The sequence below is a fragment of the Spirillospora sp. NPDC048823 genome (genome assembly GCF_043198445.1).
GTDB lineage: Bacteria > Actinomycetota > Actinomycetes > Streptosporangiales > Streptosporangiaceae > Spirillospora.
In genome coordinates this window covers 356,655-375,478 of record NZ_JBICUT010000004.1, presented here as the reverse complement: position 1 = coordinate 375,478, position 18,824 = coordinate 356,655, and the positions used below count along the sequence as shown (strand labels likewise).

16 protein-coding genes are annotated in these 18,824 nt (G+C 69.1%); 8 read left to right on the top strand and 8 right to left on the bottom strand.

Annotated features, from left to right (window positions below; all coding sequences use genetic code 11):
- Positions 1-423: 423 nt before the first annotated feature.
- From ACGFK0_RS12705 to rsmG, 3 genes are all read right to left on the bottom strand, one after another.
- Complete coding sequence (locus ACGFK0_RS12705) at positions 424-1,413, bottom strand: ParB/RepB/Spo0J family partition protein (protein ID WP_392903748.1); 990 nt, start codon at positions 1,411-1,413, stop codon at positions 424-426.
- Positions 1,410-2,288 carry a ParA family protein gene (locus ACGFK0_RS12700; RefSeq protein ID WP_392903744.1) on the bottom strand — a complete coding sequence of 293 codons (879 nt, stop codon included), beginning with the start codon at positions 2,286-2,288 and terminating at the stop codon, positions 1,410-1,412. The genes ACGFK0_RS12705 and ACGFK0_RS12700 overlap by 4 nt, the downstream gene beginning before the upstream one ends.
- 284 nt (positions 2,289-2,572) lie before the next feature.
- Positions 2,573-3,250, bottom strand: coding sequence for a 16S rRNA (guanine(527)-N(7))-methyltransferase RsmG (rsmG, locus tag ACGFK0_RS12695; RefSeq protein WP_392903741.1), 678 nt, complete (start codon positions 3,248-3,250; stop codon positions 2,573-2,575).
- Positions 3,251-3,429: 179 nt separating this feature from the next.
- Between rsmG and ACGFK0_RS12690 the strand changes: the two genes are divergently transcribed.
- Entirely contained in the window at positions 3,430-3,897 is a 468-nt protein-coding gene (locus tag ACGFK0_RS12690; protein WP_392903739.1) for a DUF6458 family protein, read from the top strand.
- A gap of 245 nt (positions 3,898-4,142) precedes the next feature.
- On the opposite strand, the gene ACGFK0_RS12685 is transcribed toward ACGFK0_RS12690, so the two are convergent.
- The 5 genes from ACGFK0_RS12685 to rpmH all read right to left on the bottom strand — a co-directional run bounded on the left by ACGFK0_RS12685 (position 4,143) and on the right by rpmH (position 6,640).
- Complete coding sequence (locus tag ACGFK0_RS12685) at positions 4,143-4,628, bottom strand: protein jag (protein WP_392903737.1); 486 nt, start codon at positions 4,626-4,628, stop codon at positions 4,143-4,145.
- Positions 4,629-4,665: 37 nt separating this feature from the next.
- On the bottom strand, positions 4,666-5,724 hold the full coding sequence (gene yidC, locus ACGFK0_RS12680) for a membrane protein insertase YidC (RefSeq protein ID WP_392903734.1): 1,059 nt from the start codon (positions 5,722-5,724) through the stop codon (positions 4,666-4,668).
- Positions 5,717-6,022 carry a membrane protein insertion efficiency factor YidD gene (gene yidD / locus ACGFK0_RS12675; protein ID WP_392903731.1) on the bottom strand — a complete coding sequence of 102 codons (306 nt, stop codon included), beginning with the start codon at positions 6,020-6,022 and terminating at the stop codon, positions 5,717-5,719. The genes yidC and yidD overlap by 8 nt, the downstream gene beginning before the upstream one ends.
- Positions 6,023-6,120: 98 nt before the next feature.
- Positions 6,121-6,489, bottom strand: coding sequence for a ribonuclease P protein component (gene rnpA, locus ACGFK0_RS12670; protein WP_392903729.1), 369 nt, complete (start codon positions 6,487-6,489; stop codon positions 6,121-6,123).
- Between the two features lie 13 nt (positions 6,490-6,502).
- The gene (gene rpmH, locus ACGFK0_RS12665; RefSeq protein ID WP_392903727.1) at positions 6,503-6,640 is read right to left on the bottom strand and encodes a 50S ribosomal protein L34; all 138 of its coding nucleotides are present in this window, start codon (positions 6,638-6,640) and stop codon (positions 6,503-6,505) included.
- Between the two features lie 650 nt (positions 6,641-7,290).
- Between rpmH and dnaA the strand changes: the two genes are divergently transcribed.
- The 7 genes from dnaA to gyrA all read left to right on the top strand — a co-directional run bounded on the left by dnaA (position 7,291) and on the right by gyrA (position 18,810).
- On the top strand, positions 7,291-9,450 hold the full coding sequence (gene dnaA, locus ACGFK0_RS12660) for a chromosomal replication initiator protein DnaA (protein ID WP_392903726.1): 2,160 nt from the start codon (positions 7,291-7,293) through the stop codon (positions 9,448-9,450).
- Positions 9,451-10,113: 663 nt separating this feature from the next.
- Positions 10,114-11,256: a DNA polymerase III subunit beta gene (gene dnaN / locus ACGFK0_RS12655; RefSeq protein WP_392903724.1), complete on the top strand. Its 1,143-nt coding sequence runs from the start codon at positions 10,114-10,116 to the stop codon at positions 11,254-11,256.
- A gap of 111 nt (positions 11,257-11,367) precedes the next feature.
- Positions 11,368-12,288 carry a phosphogluconate dehydrogenase (NAD(+)-dependent, decarboxylating) gene (gene gnd, locus ACGFK0_RS12650; protein WP_392903721.1) on the top strand — a complete coding sequence of 307 codons (921 nt, stop codon included), beginning with the start codon at positions 11,368-11,370 and terminating at the stop codon, positions 12,286-12,288.
- A 38-nt stretch (positions 12,289-12,326) separates the two neighbouring features.
- Positions 12,327-13,472, top strand: coding sequence for a DNA replication/repair protein RecF (gene recF, locus ACGFK0_RS12645; RefSeq protein WP_392903719.1), 1,146 nt, complete (start codon positions 12,327-12,329; stop codon positions 13,470-13,472).
- A complete protein-coding gene (locus tag ACGFK0_RS12640; protein WP_392903717.1) occupies positions 13,469-14,002 on the top strand; it encodes a DUF721 domain-containing protein in 534 nt (177 codons plus the stop codon). Before recF ends, ACGFK0_RS12640 begins: the two co-directional genes overlap by 4 nt.
- Before the next feature lie 301 nt (positions 14,003-14,303).
- Positions 14,304-16,220, top strand: a complete 1,917-nt coding sequence (gene gyrB, locus ACGFK0_RS12635; protein ID WP_392904056.1) for a DNA topoisomerase (ATP-hydrolyzing) subunit B — start codon at positions 14,304-14,306, stop codon at positions 16,218-16,220.
- Between the two features lie 85 nt (positions 16,221-16,305).
- Entirely contained in the window at positions 16,306-18,810 is a 2,505-nt protein-coding gene (gene gyrA, locus ACGFK0_RS12630) for a DNA gyrase subunit A (protein WP_392903714.1), read from the top strand.
- Positions 18,811-18,824: the final 14 nt, after the last annotated feature.

Sequence of the window (18,824 nt, the reverse complement as noted above, 5' to 3'; positions counted from 1 at the left end):
TCCATGCCGGCCAAGCCCCAGGCCGCTGTTTCACGTGAAACACCGTCCCCGACCAAAGGGCGGAGCACGGATGAGGTCTCGAACGAGCGGCTCGGATGCGTCGGCTCCGGTGACGTCGATTCACCGTCGGTGCGCCTCGGCCTAATCCCGCACCGCTTGTCGCCGCACGCCGGAAACGACGCGGACCACCGGCGAAGGAAGCGCACCGGGTGAGGTCTCGAACGGGTGGCTTCGTGCGTCGGCTCAGGTGATGTTGCTCCGGCGGGCGGTGGTGGTCTGCCGGTCCGGCGGTGGCCGTGTGAGCGTGGCACCATGTCCGCGCGTTGGGGACGGCCCGGTCGGCCAGGTCGGGTGGATGTCGTTGACAGCAGAGCGCCCCGGGAGCTCGGGGCTTCCGGGGCGCTGGCGTGTTCGTGGTGGTGATCAGGGTTCGTTGACGCCGTCCTCGTCCGGGGCCATGGACTTGATGATGCGGTCGAGGTCTTCCAGCGTGGCGAACTCGACCACGATCTTGCCCTTGTTGCGGCCCATGTCGACGCGGACCCTGGTCTCGTAGCGGTCGGAGAGGCGGTCGGCCAGTTCCTTGAGGCCCGGGGCGACCGGCTTCTTGCGGCGGCCCTGGCGCGGCGCCTCCGGCTCGTCGACCTCGCGGATCGCGATGAGCTCTTCGAGCGCGCGGACGGAGAGGCCCTCCTGAACGATGCGCTGCGCCAGGTGCTCCTGGGCTTCGATGCTGTCGAGGGACAGGAGCGCGCGTGCGTGGCCGGCGGACAGGACTCCCGCGGCGACGCGGCGCTGGACGGCGGGCGGCAGGTTCAGCAGGCGGAGCGTGTTCGTGATGTGCGGACGCGACCGGCCGATGCGTCCGGCGAGCTGCTCGTGGGTGGCACCGAAGTCCTGGAGCAGCTGCTGGTACGCGGCCGCCTCCTCCAGCGGGTTGAGCTGCTGCCGGTGGAGGTTCTCCATGAGGGCGTCACGGAGAAGGTCGTTGTCGCCGGTGTCGCGGACGATCGCCGGGATGACGTCGAGGCCCGCCATCTGGGACGCGCGCCAGCGGCGCTCGCCCATGATGAGTTCGTAGTCGTGCTCGTCCGCCGGGGACCTCCGGACGACGATCGGCTGCAGGAGCCCGACGATGCCGATCGACTCCGCGAGCTCCGCCAGGGCCTGCTCGTCGAAGTGCTCGCGCGGCTGGCGCGGGTTCACGGTGATCGAGGCGAGGGGGAGTTCGGCGAAGTGGGCGCCGGCGACCGGTTCGAGCGCCGGGCCGGACGAGGCGGCGCCGTTCGGCGGAGGCTGGACGGGGCCGCCCGGGTAGCCCGGTTCGCCGGCTTCGCCGGACGCCGCCGGGGGCGGGGCGGTGGGGATGAGGGCGCCGAGCCCCTTGCCCAGGCCGCGTCGCTGCTGGCTCACTGGGAAGCTCCTCCGTGGGCCATCTCCGAGGCGGCCTCACTGTAGGCGAGGGCGCCGCTGGAACCGGGGTCGTAGGTCAGGACGGACTGCCCGTAGCTCGGGGCTTCGGAGACCCGGACGCTACGGGGGATGACGGTGTTGAGGACGACGTTGCCGAAGTGGTTGCGGACGTCCTCGGCCACCTGCGCGGCGAGGCGCGTCCGCGCGTCGTACATGGTGAGCAGGATCGTGGACACCTTCAGTTGCTGGTTGAGGTGTGCCTTGACGAGGTCGACGGTCCGGATGAGCTGCCCGAGGCCCTCCAGCGCGTAGTACTCGCACTGGATCGGGATGAGCAGTTCGTCGCCGCCGACGAGGGCGTTGACCGTGAGCAGGCCGAGCGACGGCGGGCAGTCGATCAGGACATAGTCGAATTTGTCGGTGTCGAAGGCGTCGAGCGCACGCCGCAACCGCGACTCGCGGGCAACCTTGGAGACGAGTTCGATCTCGGCACCGGCGAGGTTGAGGGTCGCGGGCGCGCAGTAGAGGTTGGGGATCTCCGCCGCCGGGACGACGATGTCGGCGAGCGCCATGTCCTCGATCAGCACGTCGTAGATCGACGGCACTTCCGCATGATGTTCGACCCCGAGGGCCGTGGACGCGTTGCCCTGGGGGTCGAGGTCCACGACGAGCACCTGGGCCCCGTGCATGGCGAGGGATGCGGCGAGGTTCACCGAACTGGTGGTCTTGCCCACGCCGCCCTTCTGGTTGGCGATGGTGATGATGCGGCATCTGTCCGGCCGCGGCCACTCCCGGTCCTTGCGGCCCGGTACCGCTTTGACCGCGGTGGCCGATGTTTCATGTGAAACCTTGGCGTCCTTGAGCGCCTCGCGCACGAGTTCTGACTCCCCCTGAGATGGTCCCTTGCGCGGCCCCGGCGGCTGAGCGCCGGTTTGCGTCGGTACATAGCCGACGTTCTCCGCGGTACCGGACGTCGTCGTACCCCACATTGCGTGTCCGGAGGGCGCGGTTCCCGGCGCGGCGCCCGAGGCCGCATCCCCCGGCATGACGGCGGGGGACACCGCGGTGGCGTCGTCCTCGCCGGTTCCGCCCAGGCCGGACGGCTGATCGTCGGGAGATTCGCCGGCGCGGTCAGGCCGGCCCAGTCCTGGTCCCGTGCTCATGAAGACCTCTTCCTCGACCCTTTGGCGCGCCGGGGTGCGCGCTGTCGTCCCCCGACAACCGCGCCCCGGCCGGCGACCACACGGACGAGTGTTGTCGGCGGATCGACCTTACCTTGCCCGACCTGAAGCAGTTCCGCGGTGCGCGCCCCGAACCGGTCCAGGACGGGTTTCGCCTCGTCCAGTTCGGTGGCGGCCCGCTCACCCTTGAGGGCGAGCAGCTCGCCGCCCGGACGCAGCAGCGGAAGCGCCCATGTGACGAGGCGTTCGAGCGGTGCGACGGCCCGCGCGGTGGCCACGTCCACGGAGAACTCGCCGGCCACGTCCTCGGCGCGGGCACGGCGGACCTCGACGTTCGGCAGGCCGAGCATGCCGACGCACTCGTTGAGGAAGGTCGTGCGCCGCAGCAGCGGTTCCAGGAGGGTCACGCGGAGGTCGGGCCGGACGATCGCGAGGACGATGCCCGGCAGGCCCGCCCCCGAGCCGACGTCGACGACCTGTGCGTCCGCCGGTACCGCCGCCGACACGACCGCGCAGTTGATCAGATGGCGTTCCCATAGGCGGTCGACCTCGCGCGGCCCGATGAGTCCGCGCTCGACCCCGGCTTCCGCGAGGAACGCCGCATAGCGCTCCGCGACCGGCAGCGCATCACCGAATACCTCACGTGCAATCCCCACCAGACGAATCGTTCCACAAAAACCGGCGGCGGCGTGCACGCAGGGCGTCCGCGCCGCGTCAGGGCACCGTGTCGGCCGACCCTTGCGATATGGCGATAACCACATGCCCCCTTCGCATACTCGGGGCACGTCGGGTAGAGGCGCAGTGTCGCCCAACCCCCCGGAAGGAGCTCCGACAGATGGGAATCGGAGTCAGTCTCGCATTCATCACCATCGGCGCGATTCTCGCGTTCGCCCTCCAGGTCGAGCTCAGCGGCATCAACATCCAGCTGGTCGGCTGGATCCTGATCCTGGTGGGCCTGATCAGCATGGGTTTCACCCTCAAGTACACGCGGCCGCGTCGTCGCGCCGGACGCATCGTCGGCGCGGATCCCGCCTACGGGGACGAGCCTGGGACCGTGGTCCGCGAGGAGCACATCATCGAGGACCCGGCGCCCGTCGGCCGTCCCGGCGAACGAGTCGAACGCGTGATCGAACACCCGGCGGACGAAGGTGTGACGCACGGCCAGATCGCCCAGGACCCGGCGTTCGCGCAGGACCCGGCGCACGCCCAGAACCCCGCAGAACAGCAGAACCCGGCCGTCGTCGACGCGGAGGGGCGGGTCGTCCGCCAGCGCCGCCGGTGGAGGCGGACCGCCAGGGGCTGACCCCGGCCGCCGAAACCGCTCGGTGTGTGCATGGGCGGCGGCGCACACCGAGCCTCCGAGGGCCCCGCGCCGGGCAGGGCGCGGGGTCCTCCCCGCTCCCAGGTCCTCAAAATCCATGATCCCCGCAACTCCCTGAAGATCAGGGTGTTGCGGGGATCACTAGAACCCGCCCGGTGGGCACCGGGGCCGTTCGACGGCCGGGCGGGACGTCGGGCGAAGATCGTCAGGGCGGACGACCCAGGTCGTCAGGCGGGGTAGACGACCACGTAGCGGTCGGGTTCCTCGCCTTCGGACTCGCTGCGCAGGCCCGCCGCGGCGATGGCATCGTGGACGATCTTGCGTTCGAACGGGGTCATCGGGGCGAGCGGCTTCGGCTCGCCGGCCTGCTTGACCTCGTCGGCGACGTCGGTGCCGAGTTTGGTCAGCTCGGCGCGGCGACGCTCGCGGTAGCCGCCGATGTCGAGCATGAGGCGGGTACGGTTGCCCGTCTGCCGGTGGACGGCCAGACGGGTCAGCTCCTGCAGCGCCTCCAGGACCTCGCCGCGCTTGCCGACCAGTTCGTCCAAGTCTGCGCCGACGACGGCGACCATCGCGCGTTCACCCTCGACGTCCATGTCGATGTCGCCGTCATAGTCACCGATGTCCAGCAGGCCCTCGATGTAGTCGGCGGCGATCTCGCCTTCCTGCTCGAGCGCCTGGACGTCGACCTCGGTCGTGTCGGTCTGGCTCAACGGGGTCTCCTTCTCCGGCACGGGCTCGGGGTTCAAACTAGCGCTTCTGGGTGCCGCTGCGCTTGCTGCGCGGCTTGCGGGTCGGCTGGTTGCGGACGACCTTCGGCTTCTCGTCGTCCTCGGGGACGGTGTCCGCCTCCTCCTTCTTCAGCCTGGCCTTGCCGCCGGACGGTGTCCGGCCGTTCTTCGAGCCGGCGCCCTTGGTGCCCGTCTTGGCCCCCGTCTTCGCGCCGGCCTTGGTACCGGCCTTCGTGCCCGCCTTCGCGCCGGACTTCGTTCCCGCCTTCGCGCCGGACTTCGTTCCCGCCTTGGTGTCCGCCGGGACGTCGTCCGTGCTGGGCGGCGGGTACTTCTTGTAGATGTAGTGCTGCTGCGCCAGCGTCCAACTGTTGGACGTGACCCAGTACATGAGGACGCCCAGGGGGAAGCCGAGTCCGAAGAGGCCGAACAGCGGCGCCATGAAGACCATCATCTTCTGCGCCTGCATCATCGGGTTGGCGTCGTCGGTCACGGGCTGGCGCCTCATGCTCGCCCGGACGGTGAAGAACGTCGTGACCGAGCTGATCACCACGGCGACGCCCGTGATGAGGATCGCGGTCCAGCTCTTGGGGTCCGAACCCCAGGCGTTGAGGAAGGTGTCCGGGATGTGGGCACCGAAGATGCTGGCGTTCTGGGCGCTCGCGACCAGCTCGGCCGATACCGCGAAGACGCTCTCGCCGGGGTCGGCGTCCGAGATCTTCTTCAGGGTCTGGAACAGCCCGATGAAGATCGGCATCTGGACCAGGAGGGGCAGGCAGCCCGCCAGCGGGTTGGCGCCGTTCTCCTGGTAGAGCTTCATGACCTCCTGGTTCATGCGCTGCTTGTCGTTCTTGTACTTCTTGCGCAGCGCCTGGACCTTGGGGTTCAGCTCCTGCATCTTCCGCGAAGCGTGAATCTGCTTCACGAAGAGGGGGACGAGGATGAGCCGCAGCAGGACCGTCAGCAGGATGATCGAGCCACCCCAGGCCCATCCACTGTCCTTGGGGACGACGGTGCTCAGCCCCGTGTGAATCCACACGATGAGCTGAGAGACGATCTCGTACAACCAATCAAGCACCGGGCAGCTCCTTGGGCTCTGCTAGGGCGGGGCCGCTCTCCTCGCGGCCGGAGTTCGAAGAAGCCGCCGCGGATCGCTCCTCGGCGGCGGGCCCCCCAGATCCCCCGGAGATGCGTCCTCCGGACGTCTTCTTCGGCGGCACCGGGTCGTAGCCCCCGGCGTTGAAGGGATGGCACCGCGCGATCCGGCGGGCCGTCAGCCACGTGCCGCGCAGCGCCCCGTGCACCTGGAGCGACTCCAGGCCGTACGCGCTGCAGCTGGGCTGGAATCGGCACTGCTGCCCGAGCAGGGGACTCAAGAAGCGGCGGTAGGCGCGAACGAAAAGGATCAGCAGGGTCGCGACGGGGCCCGGGGACCCCGGGTGTTGCGAGGGGAGCACCGTCCCCTGCCGACTCCTCATCTTCGCCCCTTGGACGCGGGCCGCATCAGCCGGTCGAGCGCCGACTCCAGATCCGCGGCCAGTTCGTCAGGACGCGCCGTCCCCGCCCGGGGGTTGGCGCGCACTACGAGCAGGCTACCCGCTGCGAGCCGGTCGAGGTGCGGGCGCATCAGATGGCGGAGCCGGCGCCGCACGGAGTTGCGGACGACGGCGTTCCCCACGGTGCGCGCCACGATGAACCCGACCAGCGGTGGGGTGGGCGCATCGGGGACCTCTTCCGGGTGAAGCAGGTGAACCACGACAGTTGGCCGTCCGGCGCGGCGTCCGCGCCGGACGGCCAACGTGAAGTCGTCCCGCCGCCGCATCCGGTTTCCGGACGGCAGCACAGTGAGCGGTGGGTCAGACCGCGATGCGGGAGCGGCCCTTGGCCCGCCGGTTGGTCAGGACCGCGCGGCCGGCGCGAGTGCGCATGCGCAGCCGGAAGCCGTGCTTCTTGTGGCGACGACGGTTGTTCGGCTGGAAAGTACGCTTGCTCACTTGAGGCTCCAGTGCTGCGGTCGGTTCGTCTTAGACAGGCTCGAAAGCTCGCATCGAGGGCCGCGTCCGGTCCCCCGCAGCGGGGGCCCACCCGAACTTGCCTGGAGGGGCTGCCGGCGGGCACGCGTCATCTCCGTCGATGCGACTCGACCTCAGCACGTTACGGGCAACCCGGGTATCCGGTCAAACTGAGCTACGTCTCCACCCGGCCCCCACCGGGCATCTCACCGGCACGTCCGCCGCCCGGCAACCTGCCCGGATGTGGACGCGGAGGCCGGGAGGGACGGAGGTTGGATCGTGTTGCGGGTGTGGCTCACAGCGGTTAGGGTCGTCCGGGCGAGCCGACGCTCCTTCGACGAATTCGACGACCGATGTCGGTGTTCTGCCCCGCACGACGCCCCCGCTTGAGAATCGCCCCGCACCGGCCCTCAGAAGGCCGGAGACTTCCCGACCCCGATTACCGGAACCCGCCGTACGGGTTTTACACAGGGTCCCCGATGCCTATGCACAGCATGTGGACAACTCTGTGGACAACTCGTGAGAGAGTAAGTCTTCCGCGTCGCGACCGTGCCCTGTGAGGCCGGTCGAGACCCGCGGGAAAGCCGGGCAGTCAGGTACTCCGTAGAACGGAGGGGGAGGGGACCTTGCGCATGGACGGTCAGGATCTCGGATCGGTCTGGGCCCGCACCCTCACCGCACTGTCCGAGAGTGATCTGTCTCCGAGTTACCGCGCCTGGCTGCCGATGGTCCGTCCGCTGGCGCTGGTCGAGGGGACGGCTCTGCTCGCGGCACCGAACGAGTTCGCCAAGGACGCGCTGGAGACCCGGCTGCGCAACCTCATCACGCAGGCCCTGTCGCATGAGCTGGGCAGGGAGATCCGTGTTGCGGTGACCGTCCAGCCGGACCCGCCCGCCGCGCCCGGTGCCGGCCCTGGAGGCGGCGCGCGCCCGGGAGCCGGGGAGCCGCTGTCCGCGCCGATCCCCGGTCCGGGGGCCGGGCTCGGGGCACACGAACCCACACCTTCTTCTTATGGCGATCCCTACGGGGAACGGCCGCAGGCCGAGCGCGACCGTGATCGCCCCTATCAGGATCAGGCGTACGGCGGCGCCGAGCAGCAGTACGGCGAGCAGCAGTACGGCTCCGATCCGTCCTACGGCGAGCGGTCCGACCGTCCGTACCCGGAGCAGCCTTTCGGCGATCAGGGGTACCGGCCGCAGCCGGGAGGTACCCGCAGCCATGGCTCGCCCGGAGGTTATCCACAGGCTCAGGACGACGACCGTGGGTCTTATCCGCCGGCGCCTCGTCCCCCCGCGTACGGGGCGGGCCCGGGCGGACGGGGCCCGTCCCCGTACGAGGGACGCGGCCCGCAGGGCTATCCCCCGGGTTACGGGGGGCAAGAAGGCTTCGGCGGTGAGCCGCCGGGACGGCCCCCGCATTCGCATCTGAACGACCGTACGCTCGGCCCGCGCCGTTCCGGCGGCCGTGCAGAGCAGATGGGGCACGAGCCCCAGCACGGTGGGAACGAGTCACAGCCCGGGCATGCGGAAGACACGTTCCAGGGCGGAGACCCGTCGTTCCCCAGCGGCGAGCAACAGCAGTACGGCTCCGAGCAGTACGGCGGTGGCGAGCAGTACCGCGGCGAGGAGCCCTACCGCGGTGAGAGCGCCTTCCGGGACGAGGCGGGCTCCGACTCCCGCGGCCCCGTGCCGGCACCGGGCGGCGGCGGGGGAGGGCCCGGCACCAGTGCGGGGTCGGGGTCGGGTGCGTCCGAGCACGCCCGGCTGAACCCCAAGTACACGTTCGAGACGTTCGTCATCGGGTCGTCGAACAGGTTCGCGCACGCCGCCGCGGTCGCGGTGGCCGAGCAGCCGGCCAAGGCGTACAACCCGCTGTTCGTCTACGGCGACTCGGGTCTCGGCAAGACGCACCTTCTCCACGCGATCGGGCATTACGCACAGAGCCTCTTCAATGGGGCACGTGTCCGGTATGTGAGTTCAGAGGAATTCACCAACGACTTCATCAACTCGATCCGTGACGGAAAGGCCGACGGGTTCCGCCGCCGCTACCGGGATGTGGACATCCTCCTCGTCGACGACATCCAGTTCCTTGAGGGCAAGGAGCAGACGCAGGAGGAGTTCTTCCACACCTTCAACACGCTGCACAACGCCAGCAAGCAGATCGTGATCTCCAGTGACCGTCCGCCCAAGGAGCTGGTGACGCTGGAGGACCGGCTGCGCAACCGGTTCGAGTGGGGGCTGACGACCGACGTCCAGCCGCCCGAGCTGGAGACGCGGATCGCGATCCTGCAGAAGAAGGCGCGCCAGGAGGGCCTGGCCGCGCCGCCGGACGTGCTGGAGTTCATCGCCTCGCAGATCGCGACGAACATCCGCGAGCTGGAGGGCGCGCTGATCCGGGTCACGGCGTTCGCGAGCCTGAACCGGCAGTCGGTGGACATGAAGCTCGCCGAGATCGTCCTGAAGGACCTCATCCCCAACGACTCCGGTCCCGAGATCACCGCTGCGATGATCATGGCGCAGACGGTGGAGTACTTCGGGACGACGATCGAGGACCTGTGCGGCCCGTCGCGGTCGCGGATGCTCGTGACCGCCCGGCAGATCGCGATGTACCTGTGCCGGGAGCTGACCGAGCTGTCGCTCCCCAAGATCGGGCAGCAGTTCGGGGGCCGCGACCACACGACGGTGATGCACGCCGAGCGCAAGATCCGGTCGCTGATGGCCGAGCGCCGTGCCATATACAACCAGGTCACGGAGCTGACGGGACGGATCAAGCACCAGGCCCGCAAGCGCTGACGGCGCGGGCGTACACATTGTGGACAGACCGGCAGGATCCCTGTGGACCGAACGCCATCGACTCGTCCACACCCCGTTCGCCAGGCGAAACCGGCAAAAGACGCGCATCCCCCGAGATCCGGAGCCGCTACTCACAAGTTGTGGAAAACTCTGGGGATTTTCGTGGATAACCCGGTGGGCAACCCATGGAGAAGCTGAGGATGAACTGTGGACGGATGTGGACCCGCTGTGCACCCGCACCCGGCCTCTTGGGGAAAACCAGTGGACGACCGGTGGACGACCTGGGGACGGGCCTGGGGGTGAACTCGGCGATCACAGGTCCCGTGTACACAGGCCGTCGAAACCACCGGCATACCCGTGGAGAACTCGTGGAAAACCGGGGGATGACATGAGGACGACGTGTGGGGATGATTTCGCCGTCCCCAGGCGCCTCCGCGCCGTCCACCGCCGATGCACAGGACCAGTGGACAAAGAAACGCGGCCTCACCTGGGAAAACGAGGTCTGTCCACACTATCCACCGCCCCTATGACTAGTACTGCACCTCTTCTCTATCCAAGAAAAGATTCACCTCAAGTCAGGGCCTGGGGAGAACCTGCCCCGAGTGCTCCGGCCGAGCCAGCACCACCTCACCGTTGTCCGACACCTGCAGGAGGCGGGTCCCCTTGAAGTTCCGCATCGACAGAGACGCCCTCGCTGACGCCGTCGCGTGGACCGCGCGCACGCTGCCGGTCCGCCCGCCGGTACCGGTCCTCGCGGGCATGCACATCGTCGCCGGAGGCGAGGAGAACAGTGATCGGCTGAAGCTGTCCGCCTTCGACTACGAGGTCTCCGCCCAGGTGTCCACGGAGATCGACGTGGAGGAGGCCGGGACGGCCCTGGTGTCCGGGCGGCTGCTCGCCGAGATTTCCCGCAGCCTTCCTCCCCACCCTGTGGAGGTGACGACGGACGGCGCAAAGGTGATGCTCCGCTGCGGCAGCGCGAAGTTCACACTTCTCACCATGCCCGTGGAGGACTACCCGACCCTGCCGGAGATGCCGCCCGCCGCCGGGTCCGTGGGCAGTGACGAGTTCGCCGCCGCCGTGTCGCAGGTCGCGATCGCCGCAGGCAAGGACGACACGATCCCCATGCTGACCGGTGTCCGTGTGGAAATCGAGGGCGAGACCGTCACTCTGGCGTCCACCGACCGCTACAGGCTGGCCGTCCGTGAACTGCACTGGAAGCCGGAACGTCCCGACTTCTCCGCCGTCGCGCTCGTCCCCGCCAAGACGCTCGCCGACACGGCCAAGTCACTGACGGCCGGTGCGGAGGTGTCGATCGCGCTCGCCGCGACGGGCGGTGCCGGCGAAGGCATGATCGGGTTCGAGGGCGGCGGCCGCCGGACGACGTCCCGGCTCCTGGACGGCGACTTCGTCAAGTACAGGTCGCTGCTGCCGAGTGAGTACGCGGGCCTCGCCGAGATCCAGACCGCGCCGTTCATCGAGGCCGTCAAACGCGTGTCGCTGGTCGCCGAGCGCAACACCCCCGTGCGGTGCTCGTTCAGCCAGGGCGAGGTCGTCCTGGAGGCCGGGACCGGGGACGAGGCTCAGGCCGTCGAGGCCCTGGAGGCGAAGCTGGAGGGCGAGGACATCGACATCGCCTTCAACCCCGCGTTCCTCCTCGACGGGCTCTCTGCGATCGGCTCGGACATCGCCCGGCTGTCGTTCACCACCCCGACGAAGCCGGCCGTCCTCACCGGTAAGCCGCCGCAGGACGGCGAGAACCCGAACTACCGTTACCTGATCATGCCCGTCCGGCTGTCCGGGTGATCCGGGGGTAAGGGAGCCATCAAGACCGGCGCGTGCGGCCACCCCAGCCGTGGGGATCGCGCAGCCGTGCGGTCGCGCACGCGTGCAGTTACGCAGGGAGAGTGAGCTTGCATGGAGCTTGGGATCATCGGCCTGGGCAAGATGGGCGGCAACATGGCCGAGCGGCTGCGCCGGGGCGGCCACACGATCGTCGGCTATGACCGCGATCCCGGCATCACCGACGTCGGCTCGGTGGAGGAACTGGCCGAACGGCTGTCCCCGCCGCGCGCCGTGTGGGTGATGGTGCCCGCCGGGAAGCCCACCGCCGACACCATCCACAGGCTGGGGGAAATCCTTCAGCCCGGTGACGTCGTCGTCGACGGCGGCAATTCACACTATGTGGACGACCAGAAACACGGCGAAGAGTTGGCCGCCAAGGGGATCGGGTTCGTGGACTGCGGCGTCAGCGGCGGCGTGTGGGGCCTGGAGAACGGCTACGCGCTCATGGTCGGCGGCGACGACGACACCGTGAAGCGCCTGATGCCGATCTTCGAGACGCTCAAGCCGGCGGGCGAGTACGGCTTCGTCCACTCCGGCAAGGTCGGCGCCGGCCACTACGTGAAGATGGTCCACAACGGCATCGAGTACGCGATGATGCAGGCGTTCGGCGAGGGCTACGAGCTGATCGAGGCCAGCGACCTCGTGACCAGGGTGCCGGAGACGTTCCTGAGCTGGCAGGAGGGCACGGTCATCCGCTCCTGGCTGCTGGACCTGCTGAACCGCGCCCTGGCCGACGACCCCGAGCTGGACGACCTGCGCGGCTACGCCAACGACTCCGGCGAGGGCCGCTGGACGGTGCAGGCCGCGATCGAGCACGCCGTCCCCCTGCCCGCCATCAGCGCCTCCCTGTTCGCGCGGTTCGCCTCCAGGCAGGAGGACTCGCCCACGATGAGGGTCGTCGCCGCACTCCGCAAACAGTTCGGCGGCCACGCGGTCGAGGCCGTAGGCGACGGCGACTCCCCCGGCGCCGACGTCACCCCGCCCCCGGTCTGAGACTCCGCGAGTCATCGGAGCCTCTACGCTCGTGTCTCGTGCACGTCGCCCACCTTTCCTTGCAGGACTTCCGCTCGTACCCGGCCGCGGAGGTCGCGCTCGAGCCGGGGGTCACCGCGTTCGTGGGCCCGAACGGCCAGGGGAAGACGAACCTGGTCGAGGCCATCGGGTACGTCGCCGCGCACGGCAGCCACCGGGTGGCGACGGACGCGCCGCTCGTCCGGCACGGCGCCCCCCGCGCGATCGTGCGCGCCGGGGTGGTGAAGGACGACCGCAAGGCGCTGATCGAGCTGGAGATCAACCCGGGGAAGGCGAACCGGGCGCGGCTCAACCGGTCCCCCGTCCCCAGGCCGCGCGAAATCCTGGGGATGCTGCGGACGGTGCTGTTCGCCCCGGAGGACCTCTCGCTGGTGAAGGGCGATCCGGGGGAGCGGCGGCGGTTCATGGACGAGTTGCTGACCGCGCGGGCCCCGCGTTTCGCGGGTGTGCGGTCCGACTATGACCGCGTCCTCAAGCAGCGCAACGCCCTGTTGAAATCGGCGGCCGCGCACAGGCGCTCCCCTGGCCCGGAGGTCCTCGCGACCCTGGACGTGTGGGATTCGCATCTGGCGCGCACCGGGTCCGAGCTTCTGGCCGCCCGGCTGGACCTGGTCGATGCGCTCACCCCGCTCGTCGTCAGCGCCTACGCGGCGCTCGCACCGGGCGGCGACGCGGCCACCCTTCACTACAGGAGCTCGCTGGGGGACGCCGAGTTGTCCACAGACCGTGGAGAACTGGCCGAGCAACTGCTGGCGGCGGTAGGGGAGTCACGCAAGCAGGAGCTGGAACGCGGAGTGAGCCTCATCGGGCCGCACCGCGACGAGCTCGTCCTGCGGCTGGGGGAGCTGCCGGCGCGGGGCTACGCCAGCCACGGCGAGTCGTGGTCGTTCGCGCTCGGGCTGCGGCTCGCCGCGTTCGACCTGCTGAGGGCGGACGGCGACGACCCGGTGCTGATCCTGGACGACGTGTTCGCGGAGCTGGACACCGGCCGCCGCGCCCGGCTGGCCGGGATGGTCGCCCCGGCCGAGCAGGTGCTCATCACGGCGGCCGTCCCCGCCGATGTGCCGGCCGAATTGACGGGGGCTTCCTATACCGTCTCCGACGGCGAGGTCGTCCGGGACCGACCGGAAGGGGTGAGCGCGTGACCGATGATCCACAGGATGTGCACAACTCCCCCGAGCTCGCGGAAGAGGCGAACGGCCCGCCGGCCAAGTCGGGCATCGAACTGGCCCGCGAGGCGCTCGCCCAGGCGAAGGCGGACGCCCTGAAGCGCGGCACGCTCCCCGGCCAGAACGGCAAACGCAGAAGCGGTGGACGGGTCGTCCGGACGAGGGATCCCGGGCGGGGCGGCGATCCCAAGCTGTTCGGCTCCGCGATCCGCGATCTGCTGGCGTCCCGCGGATGGGAGCAGAGGGCGGCGGTCGGCGGCGTGTTCGGCAACTGGGCCGGCATCGTCGGCGCTGAGCTCGCCGAGCACACCCGGCCGGAGCACTTCGAGGAGGGTGTGCTGACCGTCGCCGCCGACTCGACGACCTGGGCGACGCAGCTTCGCCTGCTGTCGTCCACGCTCGTCCGGAGGCTGAACGAGGAGCTCGGCCACGGCACCGTTCGCCGGGTGAAGGTGGTGGGCCCCTCGTCCGGCCCGCGCCGCACCGGCGCCTGGCGCGTCCGCTGACAGTCAGCGCCACGTAGGCCAGAGAATCCCCCCGGTCCTATAGGGGGGTGTAGCTCCAGGGCCACCCGGCCGCCACGCGCGCACACAGCGCTCGGGAGTGCCACTTTTAGCCGCGTCACCCGGTAGAATGAAATCGGTTCAGGATGCTGCGCCGCCAAGGGTGCCCGGGCCTCTGACCAAGACGAACAGAGCACGACCGGGCGCCCTCATGTGTGTTACGGGGCACACCGCACCTCCCTCGGGTGCGGAGCGGCAGACATCCCCGGCAGGAGGATCTCCTTTGGCGTACGACGCTAGTTCGATCACTGTCCTTGAGGGGCTTGAGGCGGTTCGCAAGCGCCCCGGCATGTACATCGGCTCGACCGGTGAGCGCGGCCTGCACCACCTCGTCTACGAGATCGTGGACAACGCGGTCGACGAGGCCCTCGCCGGCTATGCCGACGACATCGTGGTGAACCTGATGGCCGACGGCGGCGTGAGCGTGCTCGACAACGGCCGCGGAATCCCCGTGGGCATGCACCCCGTGGAGAAACGTCCGGCCATCGAGCTGGTGCTGACCACGCTGCACGCGGGCGGCAAGTTCGACGGCAAGTCCTATGCCGTCTCGGGCGGCCTGCACGGTGTCGGTTCCGCGGTGGTGAACGCGCTTTCGTCGCGGATGGAGGCCGAAGTCCGCACCGACGGCCACGTCTGGCGCCAGTCGTACACGTGGCAGGGCCCCGAGACCGAGCTGAGCAAGGGCGAGCCGACCGAGGAGACCGGCACCCTCATCACGTTCTGGCCGGACCCCGCGATCTTCGAGACCCTCGAATGGAACTTCGAGACCCTCTCCCGCCGCATGCAGGAGATGGCGTTCCTCAACCGCGGCCTGGCCATCACCCTGCGGGACGACCGTCCCGACTACATCAACGGCGAGCCGCACATCGTCCGGTACCACTACGAGGGCGGCATCGAGGACTTCGTGCGTTACATCAACGCGCGCAAGGACGCCGCCCACGAGTCGGTGGTCTACTTCGACGACGACACCACGGGCATGTCCCTGGAAATCGCCATGCAGTGGAACTCGTCGTACGCCGAGTCCGTGCACACCTTCGCCAACACGATCAACACGGCGGAGGGCGGCACCCACGAGGAGGGGTTCCGGGCGGCGCTCACCACGATCGTCAACCGGTACGCCCGCGACAAGGGCCTGCTGCGCGACAAGGACGACAACCTCACCGGCGAGGACGTCCGCGAGGGCCTCACCGCGATCATCTCGATCAAGCTGGCGGACCCGCAGTTCGAGGGGCAGACCAAGACGAAGCTCGGCAACACCGAGGCCAAGTCCTTCGTCCAGAAGGCATGCAACGAGCACCTGCGGGACTGGTTCGAGGAGAACCCCGGCGAGGCCAAGGAGATCATCAACAAGGCGTCGCAGGCGGCGCGGGCCCGGGTGGCGGCGCGGCAGGCGCGCGACCTGACCCGCCGCAAGAGCCTGCTGGAGTCGACGTCGCTGCCCGGCAAGCTGTCGGACTGCCAGTCCACCGACCCGGCCAAGTCGGAGCTGTACATCGTCGAGGGCGACTCGGCGGGCGGCTCGGCCAAGGGCGGCCGCAACCCGCACTTCCAGGCGATCCTGCCGATCCGCGGCAAGATCCTCAACGTGGAGAAGGCCAGGATCGACCGGATCCTGAAGAACAACGAGGTGCAGGCGATCATCACCGCGCTCGGCACCGGGGTGCACGACGAGTTCGACATCACGCGGCTGCGCTACCACAAGATCATCCTGATGTCGGACGCGGACGTCGACGGCCACCACATCAACACGCTGCTGCTGACGCTGCTGTTCCGGTTCATGAAGCCGCTGATAGAGGCCGGGCACGTCTACCTGTCCCAGCCCCCGCTCTACAAGATCAAGTGGGACTCGCGGGGCACCGAGGCCGACTACGCCTACTCCGACTCCGAACGCGACGCGATCATCGAGGCCGGGGTGGCCGCCGGCAAGCGCGACCCGCGTCCCCGCGACCTGGTGCAGCGCTTCAAGGGCCTCGGCGAGATGAACGCCAACGAGCTCTGGGACACCACCATGGACCCCGACAACCGGGTCCTGCTGCAGGTGCAGCTCGACGACGCCGCGCAGGCCGACGAGCTGTTCAGCGTGCTCATGGGCGAGGAGGTCGAGCCCCGCCGGGAGTTCATCCAGCGCAACGCGAAGGACGTGCGCTTCCTCGACATCTGAGGTACGGGCCTCGGCCGGGCTCCCAGCGGCCTGACTCCCAGAGGCGACCGTACTTGCATCCCACCGAGCAGAAGAGGTCTTGAGAGTGACGGACGTGACCACAGAGGGCGGCCACCCGGGCGAACGGATCGAACCGGTCGACATCCAGGTCGAGATGCAGAAGAGCTATCTCGACTACGCGATGTCGGTCATCGTCGCGCGCGCGCTGCCCGAGGTACGTGACGGCCTCAAACCCGTCCACCGCCGTGTCCTGTACGCGATGTACGACGGCGGCTACCGTCCCGACCGCGGCTACTTCAAATGCGCCCGCGTCGTCGGCGACGTCATGGGCAACTACCACCCGCACGGCGACTCCGCCATCTACGACGCGCTCGTCCGGCTCGCGCAGCCGTGGTCGATGCGGTACCCGCTGGTCGACGGCAACGGCAACTTCGGCTCGCGCGGCAACGACCCCGCCGCGGCCATGCGGTACACCGAGTGCCGCATGGCGCCCCTTGCGATGGAGCTTCTGCGCGACATCGACAAGGAGACCGTCGACTTCTCCCCCAACTACGACGGCCGTTCACAGGAACCGGACGTCCTCCCGTCCCGGTACCCGAACCTCCTGGTCAACGGGTCCGCCGGCATTGCCGTCGGGATGGCGACCAACATCCCGCCGCACAATCTGCGCGAGGTCGCCGAAGGCGTCCGGTGGTACCTGGACAACTACGGCGCCTCCGACGACGAGCTGCTCGAGGCGCTGATCGAGCGGGTCAAGGGCCCCGACTTCCCGACCGCCGGGCTGATCGTCGGCCGCAAGGGCATCGAGGACGCCTACCGCACGGGCCGCGGCTCCATCACCATGCGGGCCGTCATCGAGGTCGAGGAGATCCAGGGCCGCACCTGCCTCGTCGTCACCGAGCTGCCCTACCAGGTCAACCCGGACAACCTCGCGCTCAAGATCGCCGACGGGGTGAAGGACGGCAAGCTCGACGGCATCGCCGACGTCCGCGACGAGACGTCCGGCCGGACGGGGCAGCGCCTCGTCATCGTCCTCAAGCGCGACGCCGTCGCCAAGATCGTCCTGAACAACCTGTACAAGCACACCCAGCTGCAGGAGACGTTCGGCGCGAACATGCTCGCGCTCGTCGACGGTGTGCCGCGCACGCTGCGCATCGACCAGTTCGTGCGGCACTGGGTCACCCACCAGATCGACGTCATCGTCCGCCGCACCCGGTTCCTGCTCCGCAAGGCCGAGGAGCGCGCCCACATCCTGCGCGCCCTCCTGAAGGCCCTCGACCGCATCGACGAGGTCATCGCCCTCATCCGCCGCTCGCCGTCCGCGCAGGAGGCGCAGCAGGGCCTGATGGGCCTCCTGGAGATCGACGAGATCCAGGCGCAGGCCATCCTCGACATGCAGCTGCGCAAGCTCGCCGCCCTGGAACGCCAGCAGATCACCGACGAGTACGACAAGCTCATGGCGGAGATCGCCGACTACAACGACATCCTGGCCTCGCCCGAGCGGCAGCGCCAGATCGTCGGCGACGAACTCGCCCCCATCGTCGAGAAGTTCGGCGACGAGCGGCGCACCGAGATCATCCCGTTCGACGGGGACGTGTCGTACGAGGACCTCATCGCCGAAGAGGGCGTCGTCGTCACCATCACCCGCGGCGGCTACGCCAAGCGCACCAAGACCGACCTGTACCGGGCGCAGCGGCGCGGCGGCAAGGGCGTCCGCGGCGCGCAGCTCAAGCAGGACGACATCGTCGACCAGTTCTTCGTCACCTCGACGCACAACTGGATCCTGTTCTTCACCAACAAGGGCCGCGTCTACCGCGCCAAGGCCTACGAGCTGCCCGACTCGGGCCGCGACTCGCGCGGCCAGCACGTCGCGAACCTGCTGGCCTTCCAGCCCGACGAGCACATCGCCCAGGTCATGACCCTGCGCGACTACGGTGTGGCCCCCTACCTGGTGCTCGGCACCAAGAAGGGCCGCGTCAAGAAGACCGCGCTGCAGGACTTCGACTCCCCCCGCACCGGCGGGATCATCGCGATCAACCTCGTCGACGACGACGAGGTGATCGCCGCGCGGCTCGTCTCGTCCGACGACAACCTGCTGATGGTCTCCACCGGCGCCCAGGCGATCCGCTTCCGCGCCGACGACGAGTCGCTGCGGCCGATGGGACGTGCGACGTCCGGCGTCATCGGCATGCGTTTCGAGGAGAGCCAGGAAGTCCTCAACATGCTCGTGGTGCAGGACACCTCCCACGACGTCCTGGTCGCCACCCGGGGCGGCTACGCCAAGCGGACGCCGGTCGACCAGTACCCGCTCCAAGGCCGTGGGGGTAAGGGGGTACTCACCGCTAAGATCGTTGAATCGCGAGGAATGTTGGTAGGGGCCCTCATGGTGGGCCCGGACGACGAGGTGTTCGCGATGACGTCGAACGGCGGCGTCATCCGCACCACCGCCGCGGAGATCAAGCAGTCCGGCAGGCAGACCATGGGCGTCCGCCTGATGAACCTCGCGGACGGGGACAGCGTGGTGGCAATCGCGAGGAACGTAGAGTCCATGGAGGACTCAGACGACGCCGAGGGGGGCGACGGTGAATGATGGGTCCCAACGCG